Here is an 18578-nt window from a genome sequence, read left to right on the forward strand (position 1 = left end):
ATTGGGCAGGCGGGCGCACGCGAGAGCGCCCGGGCCCACCCTCGACGGGTGGACCCGGGCGCCCTGCTGAGCGGGTGCCGAAGGCGTCAGCGGCGCACCGCCCGCAACTGCTCGGCGAGCACCTTGCCGATCTCCCGCAGCGGCTCCGCGCCGGTCATGTCCCAGTGCTCGCAGTCGATCTCGTACTCCTCGACCTGGCCGAGAACGTACGGCGCCCAGGACGCGGCGCCGCTCCGCGCGGCCGGGGTGCGCGACGCGTCGAAGAACACCGCGTCCCCGCCGAACCGCCGCTCGGGCACGTACCGGTAGCGCATCTCCAGGTTCCCCGCGGTGGCCTCGACGACCGCGGCGGCCTGCGCCGGCTCCAGGGCGCCGAGGACCGGGTCCTCGACGCGCAGCACCTCCGCCAGCTCGCCGGCGTCCGGCGCACTGTCCGCGCACCGCACGTCGAGGGCGGCGCCGCGGGTGCCGAGCAGCGCGGTGAGCACCTCGCGGCCGGTGACGGCGGGCGCCTCGAAGCCGTCGGGGAGCGGATAGGCGTCGAGCAGCCCGAGCAGGGCCACGTCCTCGCCCAGCTCCTCCAGACGCGCGGCGACCGCGTGGGCGACCAGACCGCCGAACGACCAGCCCAGCAGGTGGTACGGGCCGTGCGGCTGGACGGCGCGGATCTCGGCCACGTAGGTGTCGGCCATCTCCGCCATGCCCGCGGGCCGGCCCGCCGGGTCCGTCAACTCCCGTGCCTGGAGGCCGATCAGCGGCCGCCGGTCGCCGATGTGCCGCAGCAGTCCGGCGTAGCACCAGCTCATCCCCGAGATGGGGTGCACGCAGAACAGCGGGGCCTCGTCGCCTTCGCCGCCGGAGCGGATCGGCAGCAGGGTCTCCAGCGGGTTGCCGCCCGAGCCGGCGGCGATGTGTTCGCCGAGCAGCGCGGGGGTCGGGTACTGGAACAGGTCCCGGATGGTGACCGGGGTGTCCCAGACGGCACGGATGCGGCCGATCAGCCGGGTGGCGAGCAGGGAGTGCCCGCCCAGCTGGAAGAAGTGGTCGTCGATGGTGACCGTCGGGACGCCGAGCGTGGCCGCGAACAGGCCGCACAGGACCTCCTCGGCGGGGGTGCGCGGCGCCCGACCGCCGGACCGGTCGGCCTGCGGCGGCGCGGGCAGCGCGCGGCGGTCGAGCTTGCCGTTCACCGTCAGCGGCAGCGCGTCCAGCGGGACGAGGGCGGCCGGCACCATGTACTCGGGCAGTGCCGCCACCGCGTGCCGCCGCAGCTCCGGGAGGTCCGGTGTCACACCGTCCGTGGCGACCACGTACGCCACCAGTCGCTTGTCGCCGGGCCGGTCCTCACGGATCATCACCGCGGCCTGGGCGAGGGAGCCGTGCCGCAGCAGGGCCGACTCGATCTCACCGGGCTCTATGCGAAAACCCCGGAGCTTGATCTGCTGGTCGGCGCGGCCGAAGTACTCCAGCGCGCCGTCCTGGCTCCAGCGGGCCAGGTCCCCGGTCCGGTACATCCGGGAGCCGGGCGCGCCGTGCGGGTTGGCGACGAACCGGTCCGCGCTGAGCCCGGGCTGCCCGATGTAGCCGTGGGCGAGCCCGTGTCCGGCGACGTACAGCTCACCGGGGACACCGGGCGGCAGCAGCCGCAGGTGCTCGTCGAGGACGTACGCCTGCTTGCCGGTGACGGGACGTCCGATGGGGATGGCGGGCGCGGGCGCGGTGATGGCGTGGGCGGTGGTGAACCCCATGCTCTCCGCGGGGCCGTACCCGTTGACCAGGTGCAGATGGGGGTGGTCGGCCAGCGCCTTCGCGGTGTGTGCGGGCGAGGCCGCCTCCCCGGCCGTCATGGCCTCCCGGATCCGGGAGAACACCACGGGGTGCTCGTCGAGCATGTGGTTGAACAGGCTCGCCGACATCTGCAGGGTGGTGATCCCGTGCCGTTCCACCAGCTCCGCGATCTGGTGCGGGTCGGTGTGCTGGCCCGGCTGGAGGACACAGACTCCGCCGTGCAGCAGCGGCCCGAAGACCTCCAGGGCGAAGGCGTCCCAGGACACGGGCGAGCTCTGCAGATACGTCTGCTCGGGACCGAAGTTCAGATAGTCCGGGCCGATGAAGGTGGCCGCCAGCGCCCGGTGCGAGGCCGCGACGCCCTTGGGCACGCCGGTCGAGCCGGAGGTGAACATCACGCACGCCGTCGCCTCCGGGTGCCCGCCCGTCTCCACGGGCGTGCCCGGCAGTGCACTGACCGCGGGGGTGTCGACGGTCAGGTCGACCAGCGGGGCCGGCGTCGTCAGGGCCGTGAGGTGGTTCTGGGTGACGAGCACCGAGGGGCCGGTCTGCGCGAGCACGGTGTTCAGCCGGTCGGCCGGGAACTGCGGGTCGAGGAGCGTGTATCCGGCGCCGGCCTTGAGCGCCGCGAGCAGCGCCGCGATCAGATGCGGCGAGCGCTCCAGGTGGATGGCCACGATGCTGCCCGGCATGACCCCGCGCGCGGTCAGGTGGCGGGCCAGACGGTTGGACCAGACGTCCAGCTCCGCGTACGTCACCCGCTGGTCCTCGTGGACCAGCGCCACGGAGTCCGGGGTTCGTGCCGCCTGCCCGCTGAACAGCCCGTCCAGGCCGAGCCGGGGCGCGGGCGCCGCGGGACCGCTCCAGTCCCGCACCCGCACGCGCTCCTCGTCGGACAGCAACTCGATGTCGGCGATGGGGAGTTCGGGCCGGTTGACGGCGGTGGTGAGGAGGCGGACGAGACGGTTCGCGGTGGCTTCGATGGTGCGGGTGTCGTAGAGGTCGGTGGCGTACTCGATGGTGATGTCGAGGCCGCCGGGCTCGCCATCAGCCGTCCGGTGCTCCGCGAACGCGAAGGTCAGGTCGAACTTGGCGATCGAGACCGGCGGGAAGGCGAACTCACCCTCCAGGCCCGGCAGTTCGGGTGCCTGGCCGCTGGTGTCGCCGACGGTGAGCATGACCTGGAAGAGGGGGTGCCGGGCGGTGGTGCGCTCGGGGTTGAGGACTTCGACGAGTCGGTCGAAGGGGAGGTCCTGGTGGGCCCAGGCGGTGAGGTCGGTTTCCCGGACGCGGGTGAGGAGTTCACGGAAGGTGGGGTTGCCGGTCAGGTCGGTGCGCAGGACGAGGGTGTTGACGAAGAAGCCGATGAGATCGTCGAGCTTCTGGTCGGTGCGGCCGGCGACGGGCGAGCCGAGGGGTACGTCGGGTCCGGCGCCGGACCGGGAGAGCAGGGTGGAGACGGCGGCCTGGGCGACCATGAAGAAGGTGGTGCCGGTGTCCTGGGCCAGTGCGGTGAGCTGCTTGTGCATCTCGGGCGGGCAGTGGACCGTGTGGGTCGTGCCGCGGTTGGAGGCGGTGGCCGGACGGGCGCGGTCGGTGGGGAGGGTCGCCTCCTCGGGGAGGTCGGCCAAGGTGTCGCGCCAGAAGCCGAGTTGGCGGTCCTCGTCCTCCTGGAGCAGCCGGTGCTGCCACAGGGCGTAGTCGGCGTACTGGACGGGCAGCGGCTCCCACTGGGGGTCCTCGCCCTGGGTGCGGGCCTGGTAGGCGGCCGCCAGGTCGCGGAAGAGCGGTCCGTTGGACCAGCCGTCCGAGGCGATGTGGTGGATGACCACCAGCAGGACGTGCTCCTCGTCAGCGATACGGAACAGGCTTGCGCGGAAGGGGAGTTCACGTGCCAGGTCGAAGGTGTGACCTGCCTCCGCGGCGAGCAGGTCCGCGAGGGTCTCCTCGGTCGCGGGGGTGACGGGCAGGGCGACGGCGGCCGCCGGCAGCACCGACTGGTACGCCTTGCCGTCATGGGTCGGGTAGACCGTGCGCAGGCTCTCGTGGCGGGTCGCCAGGTCGGTCAGCGCGAACTGGAGGGCCTCGGCGTCGAGGTCGCCCCTGAGCCGCAGGGCCAGCGGGATGTTGTACGTCGGGGACGGGCCGTCCAGTTGGTCGAGGAACCACAGCCGTTGCTGTGCCGACGACAGCGGCACCCGCTCCGGCCGCTCCTCACGCGCCAGCGCCGGACGCTGCTCCCCGGTGGTCTCGGCCGTGAGCCGCTCCGCGAGCTGGGCGACGGTCGCGTACTGGAACAGGTCCCGGATGGTGATCCCGGTGTCCCAGACCGCGCGGATCCGGCTGATCAGCCGGGTGGCGAGCAGGGAGTGCCCGCCGCGGTGGAAGAAGTGGTCGTCGATGGTGACCGACGGCAGCCCGAGCACGGCGGCGAACAGACCGCACAGCACCTCCTCGGCGGGCGTGCGGGGCGCGCGGCCGCCGCTGTCGCCGGTCTGCTGCGGTGCGGGCAGGGCGCGGCGGTCGATCTTGCCGTTGGCGGTGAGGGGAATCGCGTCCAGCACCACGAAGGCCGACGGGACCATGTACTCGGGCAGCGCCCCGGAGACCTCGCGCTGAACGGCCTTGGTGTCGAGCCGCTCTCCGTCGGCGGCGACCAGGTAGGCGGCGAGTCGCTTGTCGCCGGGCTGGTCCTCGCGGACGACGACGGTCGCCTGGGCGACGGACGTGTGGGCCGTCAACGCGGCCTCGATCTCGCCGAGTTCGATGCGGAAGCCGCGCAGCTTGACCTGCTGGTCGGCACGGCCCAGGTACTCCAGTGAGCCTTCGTGGTTCCAGCGGGCCAGGTCGCCGGTGCGGTACATGCGGGTGCCTGCGGGGCCGTACGGGTCGGCGACGAACCGCTCGGCCGTCAGTGTGGGCCGGTTGAGGTAGCCCTGGGCGAGACCGGCGCCCGCGATGTAGAGCTCACCCGGGGTGCCGGGCGGCGCGAGCCGGAGGCCGGTGTCGAGGACGTACAGGCGGTGGTTGTCGAGGGGCTCGCCGATCGGCACGGAGCCCGGGTAGTCGAGCGGGCGGTGGATGCGGTGGGTGGTGGCGAAGGTGGTGGTCTCGGTCGGGCCGTAGCCGTTGACGACGGTGGTGTCCGGGCAGTGCTCGTGGATCCGGCGCACCGCCTCCGGGGGTACGACGTCACCGCCGGCCCACACCTCCCGGACGCCCGCGAAGGCGCCCGGCGCCTCCTCGGCCATGACCCGGAACAGTCCCGCCGTCAGCCACAGACTGGTGATGGAGTGCTCGGCCAGCAGACGTTGGTAGGCGGTCGGGTCGAGCTGGCCCGGAGGCGCGACGACGACCGTGCCGCCGTTCAGCCACGGCACCCAGATCTCGTACGTCGACGCGTCGAACGCGGCCGGGGAGTGGAACAGGACGCGGGCGTGGTTGCCGCCCGCGTACCGGGACTGCGCGGCCAGGTCGGCGACATTGCGGTGGGTGACCGCGACGCCCTTCGGGACTCCCGTCGAGCCCGACGTGAACATCGCGTACAGCGCCTGGTCGGGGTGGATCGCCCGGGCCGGCGCGGTGGCGGGCAGGTGGTCGAGCCCGGTGGTGCCGTCGAGGACGACGACCCGGGCGGAGGTCTCCGTGACCACCGGATGGTCGGCCAGCGCGGTGTCGGCCAGCAGGACCGGCGCCGCGGTGTCGGCCAGGATCCGCACGAGCCGGGAGTCGGGGTCGGTGGGGTTCAGCGGCGCGTACACGGCACCGGCCTTGGCCACCGTGAGCAGCGCGGTGAGCAGATCGGCGGAGCGTTCCATCAGGACGGCGACCACGTCGTGCTGTCGGACACCGAGGTCGATGAGGTGGTGGGCGGCGCGGTTGGTGGCCGCGTCGAGTTCGGCGTACGTCAGCTCCTGGAATTCGTCGACGAGCGCGACCGCGTCCGGGGTGCGGGCGGCCTGCGCGGCGAACAACTCGGCGAGGCTCGCCTCGGGCGTCCCGGTGACCGCGCCGCTCCACTCGTCCAGGAGCAGCCGGCGCTCGTGCTCACCCAGCAGGTCCAGCACGGAGAGCGGGGTGTCGGGCGAGGTGAGGACCGCCTCCAGGAGCCGCCGCAGCCGGGCCATCAGCGCGTCGACCGTACGGGCGTCGTACAGATCGGTGGCGTACTCGATGGTGATGTCGAGGCCGTTCGGCCGGCCGTCACGGGTGCGGTGCTCGGCGAAACCGAAGGTCAGGTCGAACTTGGCGATCTGCAGCGCGCTGTACTCGGTACGGGCGTCGAGGCCCGGGAAGCCGACCGCGTCCGAACCGGCCTCGCCCATGGTGAGCATCACCTGGAACAGCGGGTGCCGCGAGGCCGAGCGCTCCGGGTTGAGCACCTCCACCAGCCGGTCGAAGGGCAGGTCCTGATTGCCCCACGCGGCCAGGTCCGTCCCGCGCACCCGGCCGAGCAGCTCCCGGAAACTCGGGTCGCCCGCCAGATCCGTACGCAGCACGAGGGTGTTGACGAAGAAGCCGACCAGACCGTCGAGGGCCTCGTCGATCCGCCCGGAGACCGGCGAGCCGACCGGGATGTCGGCGCCCGCCCCGGAGCGGGACAGCACGGTCGCGACCGCCGCCTGGACCGCCATGAACAGGGTCGCGCCCGCCTCCCGGGCGAGGTGCGTGAGACCGGCGTGGACGTCCGCCGGCAGATGCGCGTCACAGGTGGCGCCCTGGTACGAGGCGCTCGCCGGCCTCGGCCGGTCGGTGGGCAGCGTGGCCTCCTCCTGGAGGTCCGCCAACGCCTCACGCCAGAAGTCGAGTTGGCGGGACGCGGTGCTCGCCGGGTCGTCGGACTCGCCGAGCAGCTCCTGCTGCCACAGCGTGTAGTCGGCGTACTGCACCGGCAGCGGCTCCCACTCGGGGGCCTGGCCCTGGACCCGGGCGCCATAAGCGGCGGCCAGGTCCTGGAGCAGCGGTGCCGTCGAGCCGCCGTCCGAGACGATGTGGTGCATCACCACCAGCAGGACGTGCTCCTGCTCGGCGAGCGCGATGAGCCGGGCGCGGACGGGCAGGTCCACCGCCAGGTGGAAGACCTGCGCGGACTCCTCGGCGAGGACCGCCTCCAGCGTCTCGGCCGTGGCGGGCACGACCGGCAGCGCGATCTCCACCTCGTCCTCGTCGAGGATGTGCTGGCAGGGGGTGCCGTCCTGGTCGGGGAAGAGCGTCCGCAGACTCTCGTGCCGGCCGACGACGTCCGAGAGCGCCGAGTGCAGGGCGGCCCGGTCGAGTTCACCGGTGAGACGGACGGCCAGCGGGATGTTGTAGGTGGTCGAGGGCCCTTCCATCTGGGCGATGAACCACAGCCGCTGCTGGGCGTAGGACAAGGGGATCACTTGGTCGCTCCCATCCGGCGCATCGGCCGCAGTTTGGGCCTTGCGGCCTCGGCGCCGTCGAACTTTTCGACGAGCGTTGCCACGATCGGGTTTTCGAAGAGGGCCGACACGGACAGCTCGACCCCGAGCACGGTGCGGATCCGGCCGACGAGCCGGGTGGCGAGCAGGGAGTGCCCGCCGAGGTGGAAGAAGTGGTCGTCGATGGTGACCGACGGCAGTCCGAGGATCTCCGCGAAGAGCCCGCAGAGGACTTCTTCCTTGGGGGTACGGGGTGCGCGGCCGGTGGTGTCCTGGGCGGCCGTCGGCGCGGGCAGGGCGCGGCGGTCGACCTTGCCGTTCACGGTCAGCGGGATCGCGTCCAGCACCATGAAGGCGGACGGCACCATGTACTCGGGCAGCAGGCCCGTCATCCGCCGTCGCACGTCCTCCACGACGATCCGGCCGCCGTCCTGCGCCGTCAGATACGCGACGAGCCGCTTGTCGCCGGGCCGGTCCTCACGCACGATCACGGTCGCCTGGCCCACCGTCTCGTCGCCGGCCAACACGGTCTCGATCTCGCCGAGTTCGATGCGGAAGCCGCGGAGCTTGACCTGCTCGTCCGCCCGGCCCAGGTACTCCAGTGAGCCTTCGTGGTTCCAGCGGACGAGGTCGCCGGTGCGGTACATGCGGGTGCCGGGGGTGCCGTACGGGTCGGCGATGAAGCGGTCGGCTGTCATGCCGGGGTGGTCCAGGTAGCCCTGGGCGAGGCCGGTTCCGGCGATGTAGAGCTCGCCGGGGGTGCCGGGCGGGACGAGCCGGAGGCCGGTGTCGAGGACGTAGAGGCGGTGGTTGTCGAGGGGTTCGCCGATCGGGATGGTGCCGGGGTAGTCGTACGGTCGGCGGATGTGGTGAGTAGCCGCGAAGGTGGCTGTTTCCGTGGGTCCGTAGCCGTTGACGACGGTCGTGTCGGGGCAGTGGTCCATGACCCGGCGGACGGCCTCGGGCGGTACGACGTCACCGCCGGCCCACACCTCCCGCACGCCGGCGAAGGCGGACGGTGCTTCCTCGGCGATGAGGCGGAAGAGGCCGGCGGTGAGCCACAGGCTGGTGATGGAGTGCTCGGCGAGCAGGCGCTCGTACGCTGCCGTGTCGAGGTGGCCGGCGGGGGCGACGACGAGGGTCCCACCGTTGAGCCACGGGACCCACATCTCGTACGTGGAGGCGTCGAAGGCCATCGGGGAGTGGAAGAGGACGCGGGTGTGGTGGTCGCCCGCGTACATGGTCTGTCCGGCCAGGTCGGCGACATTGCGGTGGGTGACCGCGACGCCCTTCGGGACTCCCGTCGAGCCGGAGGTGAACATGGCGTACACCGCTTGGTCGGGGTGGACATGCACCTGCGGGTCGCTCGCCTTGCCGTCGGTCGGCACGTAGGTCGTGAGTGCCCTGGCACCCGGGGGGAGTTGAAGGTCCTCGTGTCCCCGGTCGGTGAGGAAGACCTCGACCGCCGACTGTTCGACGATGAGCTGGACGCGCTCCATGGGATAGCGGGTGTCGAGCGGGACGTAGACGGCGCCCGCTTTGACGACCGCGAGCGTGGCGATGACGGCGTCGAGGGAGCGTTCCTGGAAGAGGGCCACCCGGCTGCCGGGTGCCACGCCTTCCGCGATCAGACGGTGGGCGAGGCGGTTGGCGCGCTGGTCCAGCTCGCGGTAGGTCAGCTCCTGGGAGTCGTGGACGACGGCCACCGCGTCCGGGGCGCGGACCACCTGCGCGGCGAAGAGCTCACCGAGGCCGGCCTCCGGTTGCCCGGTGACGGCACCGCTCCACTCGTAGAGGAGTAGTCCTCGCTCGTCGTCGGACAGCAACTCGATGTCGTCGATCGGGAGTTCGGGCCGGTTGACGGCGGTGGTGAGGAGGCGGACGAGACGGTTCGCGGTGGCTTCGATGGTGCGGGTGTCGTAGAGGTCGGTCGCGTACTCGACGGTGATGTCGAGGCCGCCGGGCTCCCCGTCCGCCGTCCGGTGCTCCGCGAAGCCGAAGGTGAGGTCGAACTTCGCGATCTCCACCTTCGAGAACTCGTACGCCGTTTCCAGGCCCGGCAGTTCGGGTGCCTGGCCGCTGGTGTCGCCGACGGTGAGCATGACCTGGAAGAGGGGGTGCCGGGCGGTGGTGCGCTCGGGGTTGAGGACTTCGACGAGTCGGTCGAAGGGGAGGTCCTGGTGGGCCCAGGCGGTGAGGTCGGTTTCCCGGACGCGGGTGAGGAGTTCGCGGAAGGTGGGGTTGCCGGTCAGGTCGGTGCGCAGGACGAGGGTGTTGACGAAGAAGCCGATGAGATCGTCGAGCTTCTGGTCGGTGCGGCCGGCGACGGGCGAGCCGAGCGGGATGTCCGCGCCGGCGCCCGAACGGGAGAGCAGGGCGGAGACGGCGGCCTGGGCGACCATGAAGAAGGTGGTGCCGGTGTCCTGAGCCAGTGCTGTCAGAGAAGCGTGCATCTCGGGCGGGCAGTGGACCGTGTGGGTCGTGCCGCGGTTGGACGCGGTGGCCGGACGGGCGCGGTCGGTGGGGAGGGTCGCCTCCTCGGGGAGGTCGGCCAAGGTGTCGCGCCAGAAGCCGAGTTGGCGGTCCTCGTCCTCCTGGAGCAGCCGGTGCTGCCACAGGGCGTAGTCGGCGTACTGGACGGGCAGCGGCTCCCACTGGGGGTCCTCGCCCTGGGTGCGGGCCTGGTAGGCGGCCGCCAGGTCGCGGAAGAGCGGTCCGTTGGACCAGCCGTCAGAGGCGATGTGGTGGACGACCACCAGCAGGACGTGCTCCTGCTCGCCCAGGGCCAGCAGGTGGGAGCGGAGGGGCGGTTGGGTGGAGAGGTCGAAGGTGGCGGAGGAGAGGCCGGCCAGGGTGGCGGCGAGCGTCTCCTCGGTCACCTCGGTGACGGGCAGTGCGGCGGTGGCCCCGGGCAGGACCGACTGGTAGGCCTTGCCGTCGTGGGTCGGGAAGACGGTGCGCAGGCTCTCGTGGCGGGTGACCAGGTCGGTGAGGGCGAGCTGGAGGGCCTCGGTGTCGAGGGCGCCCTTCAGCCGCAGGGCGAGCGGGATGTTGTACGTCGCGGACGGCCCCTCCATCTGGTCGAGGAACCACAGCCGTTGCTGGGCCGACGACAGCGGAATCCGATCCGGACGCTCCTCAGGAGTCAGCGCGGGGCGGACCGGCTCTCCGCCGCCCGCGGTGACGCGCTCCGAGAGAGCGGCCACCGTCGGGTGCTGGAAGAGATCCTTCACCCCGAGCTGGACCCCGAAGGCCTCCCGGATCCGGCTGATCAGCCGGGTGCCCAGCAACGAGTGCCCGCCCCGGTGGAAGAAGTGGTCGTCGATGGTGGCCGACGGGAGCCCGAGGACCGCTGCGAACAGGCCGCACAGGACCTCTTCCTGAGGGGTGCGCGGGGCGCGGCCGGTGACATCGTGGGTGACCTGCGGGGTGGGCAGCGCACGCCGGTCGATCTTTCCGTTGGCGGTCAGCGGGATCGCGTCGAGGAGCATGAAGGCCGACGGGACCATGTACTCGGGGAGGGTCGAAGTGGCGTGCCGGCGCAGGTCGTTCAGGTCGACGCCGCCCTCGGTGGTCACGAGGTAGGCGACGAGCCGCTTGTCGCCGGGCCGGTCCTCGCGGACGATGACGGTCGCCTGGGCGACGGACGTGTGGGCCGTCAACACCGTCTCGATCTCGCCGAGTTCGATGCGGAAGCCACGCAGCTTGACCTGCTGGTCGGCCCGGCCGAGGTACTCCAGTGAGCCTTCGTGGTTCCACCGCACCAGGTCCCCGGTGCGGTACATCCGGGCGCCCGGCTCGACGCCGTACGGGTCGGCGACGAACCGCTCGGCGGTGAGCGACGGGCGGCCCACATAGCCGCGCGCCAGACCGGCCCCGGCGATGTACAGCTCGCCGGGTGCACCGGCCGGAACGAGCCGGAGCGCGGAGTCGAGCACGTAGAGGCGGTGGTTGTCGAGGGCCTCGCCGATCGGGACCGTGCCGGGGTGGTCGAAGGGGCGGTGGATGCGGTGGGTGGTGGCGAAGGTGGTGGTCTCGGTCGGGCCGTAGCCGTTGACGACGGTGGTGTCCGGGCAGTGCTCGTGGATCCGGCGGACGGCCTCGGGCGGTACGACGTCACCGCCGGCCCAGACCTCCCGGAGCCCCGCGAAGGCCTCCGGCGCCTCCTCGGCCATGACCCGGAACAGTCCCGCCGTCAGCCACAGACTGGTGATGGAGTGCTCGGCGATCAGCTCGCTCAGCGTGCCGGTCTCCAGGTGGCCCCGGGGTGCCACGACGACCGTGCCGCCGGTCAGCCACGGCACCCAGATCTCGTAGGTGGAGGCGTCGAAGGTGTGCGGGGAGTGGAAGAGGACCCGCTGGTGGTTGCCGCCCGCGTACATCCGCTGGCGGGCCAGGTCGGCCACGTTGCGGTGGGTGACGGCGACACCCTTCGGGACGCCGGTCGAGCCCGAGGTGAACATGACGTACAGCCACTGGTCGGGGTGGGTGGGGGCGGTGCACCTCGTCGCGGGGCGGCCGTCGAGCTCCTTGCGGTCGACGACGAGGCCTCGCGCATGCGCCGTGGTGACCAGCGGATGGTCGGCCAGCGCCCGGTCGGCGATCAGGACCGGGGCGTCGAGCTCGGCGAGGATCTGGGCGTGGCGGGTGTCCGGGTCGGCCGGGTTGAGGGGCGCGTAGGCGCCGCCCGCCTTCACGACCGCGAGCATGGCTACCAGGAGGTCGGCCGAGCGCTCCATCATCAGGGCGACGACGGACTCGGGGCCGACCCCGAGGCCGCCCAGCCGCGCGGCGAACCGGTCGGCCTCGGCGTCGATCTCGGCGTAGGTGAGGGAGCGCTCCTCGGATGCCACGGCGACCGCGTCCGGCGTACGGGCCACCTGTGCGGCGAACAGCTCCGCGAGGCCTGCGTCCGGGAAGCCGTCCTCGGTGACCGGACCCGCACCCAGCGCGAGCAGCCGCTCCCGCTCCTCGGGGCCGGTGAACTCCAGCTGCCCGACGGGCAGTTCCGGAGCGGCGGCGGCCGCTTCCAGCAGTCGTACGAGACGATCCGCGAGCCCCTCGACGGTGCGGGCGTCGTACAGGTCGGTGGCGTACTCGACGCCGATGTCCAGGCCGCCCGGCCGGCCGTCAGCCGTGCGGTGCTCGTGGAAGGAGAAGGTCAGGTCGAACTTGGCGATCTCCAGCGGCGTGAAGCCCGACTCGGTCTCGATCCCCGGGAGTTCGAGGGTCGGGGTGACTGCCTCCTGAAGGGTGAGGGCCACCTGGAACAGCGGGTGGCGGGAGGCGGAGCGGGCCGGGTTGAGCAACTCCACCAGCCGGTCGAAGGGCAGGTCCTGGTGGGACCAGGCGGCCAGATCCGTGTCCCGGACCCGGCCGAGCAGCTCCCGGAAGCCCGGGTCGCCGTCCAGGTCCGTACGGAGCACCAGGGTGTTGACGAAGAAGCCGACAAGACCGTCGAGCGCCTCGTCCGTCCGGCCCGCTATCGGTGCGCCGATCGGGATGTCCGTGCCCGCCCCCGAGCGGGACAGGGCGGTCGCGACCGCGGCCTGCGCCACCATGAACATCGTGGTGCCGGTCTCCCGGGCCAGCCGGGTCAGCGCTCCGTGCAGCTCGGGCGGGCAGTGGACGCTGTGGGTCCGGCCCCGGTAGGTGGCGGCGGACGGGCGCGGCCGGTCGGCCGGCAGGGTGGCCTCGTCCGGCAGGCCGGAGAGCGTGTGGCGCCAGAAGTCCGCCTGGCGTTCACCGTCCGCCGCGAGCAGCTCCTGCTGCCAGAGGGCGTAGTCGGCGTACTGCACCGGCAGCGGTTCCCAGGCCGGGAGCCGTCCCTCGGAGCGGGCGGTGCAGGCGATGGCGAGATCCCGCAGGAAGGGTGTGGTGGACCAGCCGTCGGAGGCGATGTGATGGATGACCACCAGCAGCACCCGGTCCTGCCCGCCGAGGCTGAACAGGGCCGCACGCAGCGGGAGTTCGGCCGCGAGGTCGAAGGTCCGGGCGGCCTCGGCGCCGAGCAGTGCGTCGAGGTCGCTCTCCTCGGCCGGCGTGACCGGCAGCTCCACGCGCACCCCGTCGGCGGGGAGCACCCGCTGACGGGCGTCGCCGTCGTCCGTCACGAACACCGTCCGCAGACTCTCGTGGCGCGCCACCAGGTCGGTCAGCGCGAGGCGCAGCGCCTCCGGGTCCAGCTCGCCCTTCAGCCGGAGCGCGAGCGGGATGTTGTACGTCGAGGACGGGCCCTCCAACTGGTCGAGGAACCACAGCCGTTGCTGCGCCGACGACAGCGGCACCCGCTCCGGACGGGCCATCTCCCGCAGAGCGGGCCGCCGCACTCCGTCACCGCCGGCCTCGACGAACTCGGCGAGCGAGGCCACCGTCGGCCCCTGGAACAGGTCCTTGACGGTGATCTGGACCCCGAACGCCTGCCGGACGCGGCTGATCAGCCGGGTGGCGAGCAGGGAGTGCCCGCCCCGGTGGAAGAAGTGGTCGTCGATCGTGACGGAGGGCAGTCCGAGGATCTCCGCGAAGAGCCCGCAGAGCACCTCCTCGACCGGATTGCGCGGGGCACGCCCGCCGGTGTCGTGGCCGACCTGGGGCGCGGGCAGGGCGCGGCGGTCGACCTTGCCGTTCACGGTCAGCGGGATCGCGTCCAGGACCACGAAGGCGGACGGGACCATGTACTCGGGCAGCGAACCGGAGAGCGCGCGGTGCAGCCCCTTGGTGTCGAGCCGCTGTCCGTCGGCGGCCACGAGGTAGCCGACGAGCCGCTTGTCGCCGGGCCGGTCCTCGCGGACGGCGACGGTCGCCTGGGCGACGGACGCGTGGGCCGCCAACGCGGTCTCGATCTCGCCGAGTTCGATGCGGAAGCCGCGGAGCTTGACCTGCTGGTCGGCGCGGCCGAGGTATTCGAGTGAGCCTTCGTGGTTCCAGCGGACGAGGTCGCCGGTGCGGTACATGCGGGTGCCGGGGGTGCCGTAGGGGTCGGCGATGAAGCGGTCGGCTGTCATGCCGGGGTGGTCCAGGTAGCCCTGGGCGAGGCCGGTTCCGGCGATGTAGAGCTCGCCGGGGGTGCCGGGGGCGACCAGGCCGAGGTGGTGGTCGAGGACGTACAACCGGTGGTTGTCGAGGGGTTCGCCGATCGGGATGGTGCCGGGGTAGTCGTAGGGGCGGCGGATGTGGTGGGTGGCGGCGAAGGTGGTGGTTTCCGTGGGTCCGTAGCCGTTGACGATGGTCGTGTCGGGGCAGTGGTCCATGACCCGTCGGACGGCCTCGGGCGGTACGACGTCACCGCCGGCCCATACCTCCCGCACGCCGGCGAAGGCGGACGGTGCTTCCTCGGCGATGAGGCGGAAGAGGCCGGCGGTGAGCCACAGGCTGGTGATGGAGTGCTCGGCGAGCAGGCGCTCGTACGCTGCCGTGTCGAGGTGGCCGGCGGGGGCGACGACGAGGGTGCCGCCGTTGAGCCAGGGGACCCACATTTCGTAGGTGGAGGCGTCGAAGGCCATCGGGGAGTGGAAGAGGACGCGGGTGTGGTGGTCGCCCCTGTACATGGTCTGTCCGGCCAGGTCGGCGACATTGCGGTGGGTGACCGCGACGCCCTTCGGTACTCCCGTCGAGCCGGAGGTGAACATGGCGTACACCGCCTGGTCGGGGTGGACCGGCACCTGCGGGTCGCTCGTGTCCCCCGTGACCGGGGCCGATGTGGAGAGTGCCTTGGCGCCGGCGGGGAGTGCGAGGTCGTCCAGGCCGGCGTCGGTGAGGAAGAGGGTGGCGCCGGACTGTTCGACGATGAGCTGGACGCGCTCCATCGGGTAGCGGGTGTCGAGCGGGACGTAGACGGCGCCCGCCTTGACCACGGCGAGCGTGGCGATGACGGCGTCGAGGGAGCGTTCCTGGAAGAGGGCCACTCGGCTGCCGGGTGCCACGCCCTCGGTGATCAGGCGGTGGGCGAGGCGGTTGGCGCGCTGGTCCAGCTCGCGGTAGGTCAGCTCCTGGGTGCCGTGGACGACGGCCACCGCGTCCGGGGTGCGGACCACCTGCGCGGCGAAGAGCTCGCCCAGGCCGGCCGCGGCGGAGTCGGTGACGGCGCCACTCCACTCGTCGAGGAGCAGTGCCCGTTCGCCGCTGGAGAGCAACTCCAGTTCAGCGACCGGTAGTTCCGGGTCGGACGCGGCCGCGGTGAGCAGCCGGACCAGTCGCCCGGCGGCCCCCTCGACCGTACGGGCGTCGTACAGGTCGGTGGCGTACTCGACGGTGATGTCCAGGCCGCCGGGCTCCCCGCCCGCCGTCCGGTGCTCCGCGAAGGAGAAGGTGAGGTCGAACTTGGCGGCGCGCAGCCAGGTGAACTCCGACTCCGTCTCCAGGCCCTCGGCGACGAGCGTCGGGGTGGCCGCGTCGGTCAGCGTCAGCATCACCTGGAAGAGGGGGTGCCGGGCCGCCGAGCGGTCCGGGTTGACGGCTTCGACGAGCCGGTCGAAGGGGAGGTCCTGGTGGCTCCAGGCCGCCAGGTCGGTCTCCCGCACCCGGGTCAGCAGCTCCCGGAAGCTCGGGTTGCCCGTCAGGTCCGTACGCAGCACGAGGGTGTTGACGAAGAAGCCGACCAGATCGTCGAGCGCCTGGTCGGTACGGCCGGCGATCGGTGAGCCGAGCGGGACGTCGTGGCCCGCGCCGGACCGGGCGAGCAGGGTGGACACCGCGGCCTGGGCCACCATGAACACCGACGCCCCCGACTCGCGTGCCAGCGCGGCGAGGGCCGCGTGGACGTCCGGCGGGCAGTGCACGGTGTGGGTGGCGCCCCGGTAGGAGGAGACCGCGGGGCGCTGCCGGTCGGCGGGGAGGGTGACCTCCTCGGGCAGGCCGGCCAACGTGGTCTTCCAGTAGGCGAGTTGACCGGCCTCGACGCTCTCCTCGTCCGCCGGGTCGCCGAGCAGGGCGCGGTGCCAGAGGGCGTAGTCGGCGTACTGGACGGGCAGCGGCTCCCAGGCCGGGCGCTGCCCGCGCGAACGGGTCGTGTAGGCGGTGCTCAGATCGCGCATGAGGGGCTGGTACGACCAGCCGTCCGACACGATGTGGTGCATCACCACCAGCAGTACGTGGTCCCGCTCGCCGACCTGGAACAGCCGGGCCCGGACGGGCAGATCGGCCGCGAGGTCGAAGGTCCGCTCGGACTCGGCGGCCAGCAGGGCGGGGAGCGCGGACGCGTCCGCGGGTGTGCGGGCCAGGTCGATCCGGACGTCGTCGGCGGGCAGCACCCGCTGATAGGTCTGTCCCTCGGCCGAACCGAAGACCGTGCGCAGGCTCTCGTGCCGGCCCAGCACGTCGGTGAACGCGAACTCCAGCGCCGCGACGTCGAGTTCACCGCGCACGCGGACGGCGAGCGGGATGTTGTACGTCGCCGAGGGGCCCTCCATCTGGTCGAGGAACCACAGCCGTTGCTGAGCCGACGACAGCGGGAGCAGCTCGGGGCGCTCCTCGGCCGCCGTCAGTGCCGGGCGCCCCGACTCGCCACCGTCCGCGGCGATGTACTCGGCGAGCAGTGTCACGGTGGGGCAGCGGAAGAACTCCCGCAGGGTCAGCCGGCCACCCAGGGTGGTGCGGATCCGGCTGACCAGCCGAGTCGCGAGCAGCGAGTGGCCGCCGATCGCGAAGAAGTCGTCGTCGATCCCGACCGAGGCGATGCCCAGCGCGTGGGCGAACAGGCCCGCCAGGACCTCCTCGACGGGGTTGCGCGGGGCGCGTCCGTTCGCGGTGCCGCCGAGCCTGGGGGCGGGCAGCGCGCGGCGGTCCAGCTTGCCGTTCGCGGTCAGCGGCAGGGTGCCGAGCGGGACGACCGCCGACGGGACCATGTACTCGACCAGTTCCTCGGCGGCGTACCGGAGGAGTTCGGCGGCGTCGACGACGCCCTCCACCGCCGGGACGACGTACGCCACCAGGCGCTTGTCGCCGGGCCGGTCCTCGCGGACGATCACCGCGGCCCGCACCACCGACGGGTGACGGACCAGGACCGTCTCGATCTCGCCGAGCTCGATGCGGTTGCCGCGCAGCTTGACCTGCTGGTCGGCGCGGCCCAGGAAGACGATCTCGCCGTGCTCGTTCCAGGCGGCGAGGTCGCCGGTGCGGTACATGCGGGTGCCCGCGGGGCCGTACGGGTCGGCGGTGAAGCGCTCGGCGGACAGCGCGGGCAGCCGGGCATAGCCCTGCGCCAAGTGGGGCCCCGCCACGTAGAGTTCGCCGGTCTCGCCCGGTGCGGTGTGGCGCAGTTCGGCATCGAGGACGTACATCGCGGTGTTCGCCATCGGGATGCCGAGGTGCAGCCGGTCGAGGGTGCGGACGTCCGGCGGGAAGGCCTGGTAGCTGCAGAAGACGGTGGCCTCGGTGGGGCCGTACACGTGCACGACCGTGGTGTCCGGGCAGTGGTCCAGGACCCGCTGGAGAGCGGTGGCGGAGAGCACGTCACCGCCGGTCCAGATCTCCCGCAGCCGGGCCAGGCCCTCGATCGCCTCGCCGGCCATCGCGTCGAACAGCGCGGTCGTGAAGTACGCGGCGGTCGCGTCGTAACGGGCGACGGCCTCGGCCAGCTCACCGATGTCGATCTTCGGCGCGGGCAGGACGACGGCCAGTCCGCCGCGCAGCAGCGGCACCCACAGCTCGTACGTCGAGGAGTCGAAGGGCAGCGGCGAGTAGGCGAGGACCCGCTGGTGGGCGTCGGTGCCGAAGCCGGGGTCCAGCGCCAGTTCCACCACGTTGCGGTGGGTGTTGACGACGCCCTTGGGGGTGCCGCTGGAGCCGGAGGTGAACATCACGTACAGCGCCTGGTCCGGGTGGACCGCGATCCCGGGCGCGGCCGCGGGCTCGTACGCGGCGGCGGTCTCCTCGGTCAGCCGCAGGACGGGCAGCTCACCGGCGAAGGCCGTCTCCTCCTGGGTCGCGCGGTCCGTGACCAGCAGGACGGCGTCGGTGTTGCCGAGGATCCAGCCGAGCCGCTCGGCGGGCTGGCGCGGGTCGAGGGGGACGTACACCCCGCCGCTCTTGAGGACGGCGAGCACGGTGATCACATAGGCGAGCGACCGGTCGAAGAGGAGCCCGACCGCCTCGCCCGGGTGCACGCCGGCCGCGATCAGCCGGTGCGCCAGGGCGTTGGCCCCCTCGTCCAGCTCCCGGTAGGTGAGCTGCCGGTCCTCGCGGATCAGGGCGACGGCGTCCGGGGTGCGGGTGGCCTGCGCGGCGAAGAGCTCGTGCAGCGCGCCCTCGGGCAGTTCCACCGTCGTGTCGTTGTACGCGGCGACGCTCTGGGGTACGCCGCCGCCGAGGGGAAGTACGGGATCGGCTTGCTGCTGGGACATCTCGACACCTTCTTGGAAGCTCGGTTCTGGTGGTCTCGCGGCGGGCCGGGAG

At 72.4% G+C, this 18578-nt stretch carries 2 protein-coding genes; both read right to left on the minus strand.

Features of this window, described 5'->3' with window-relative positions:
• Nucleotides 1–86: 86 nt before the first annotated feature.
• Nucleotides 87–7169 (minus strand): amino acid adenylation domain-containing protein, encoded by a 7083-nt coding sequence (locus ACFWM2_RS13150; RefSeq protein WP_383277428.1) that lies wholly within the window; start codon nt 7167–7169, stop codon nt 87–89.
• Complete coding sequence (locus ACFWM2_RS13155) at nt 7166–18526, minus strand: amino acid adenylation domain-containing protein (RefSeq protein ID WP_383277431.1); 11361 nt, start codon at nt 18524–18526, stop codon at nt 7166–7168. The genes ACFWM2_RS13150 and ACFWM2_RS13155 overlap by 4 nt, the downstream gene beginning before the upstream one ends.
• Between the last annotated feature and the right edge of the window lie 52 nt (nt 18527–18578).

This window comes from Streptomyces sp. NPDC058371, assembly GCF_042723265.1.
Taxonomy (GTDB): domain Bacteria; phylum Actinomycetota; class Actinomycetes; order Streptomycetales; family Streptomycetaceae; genus Streptomyces.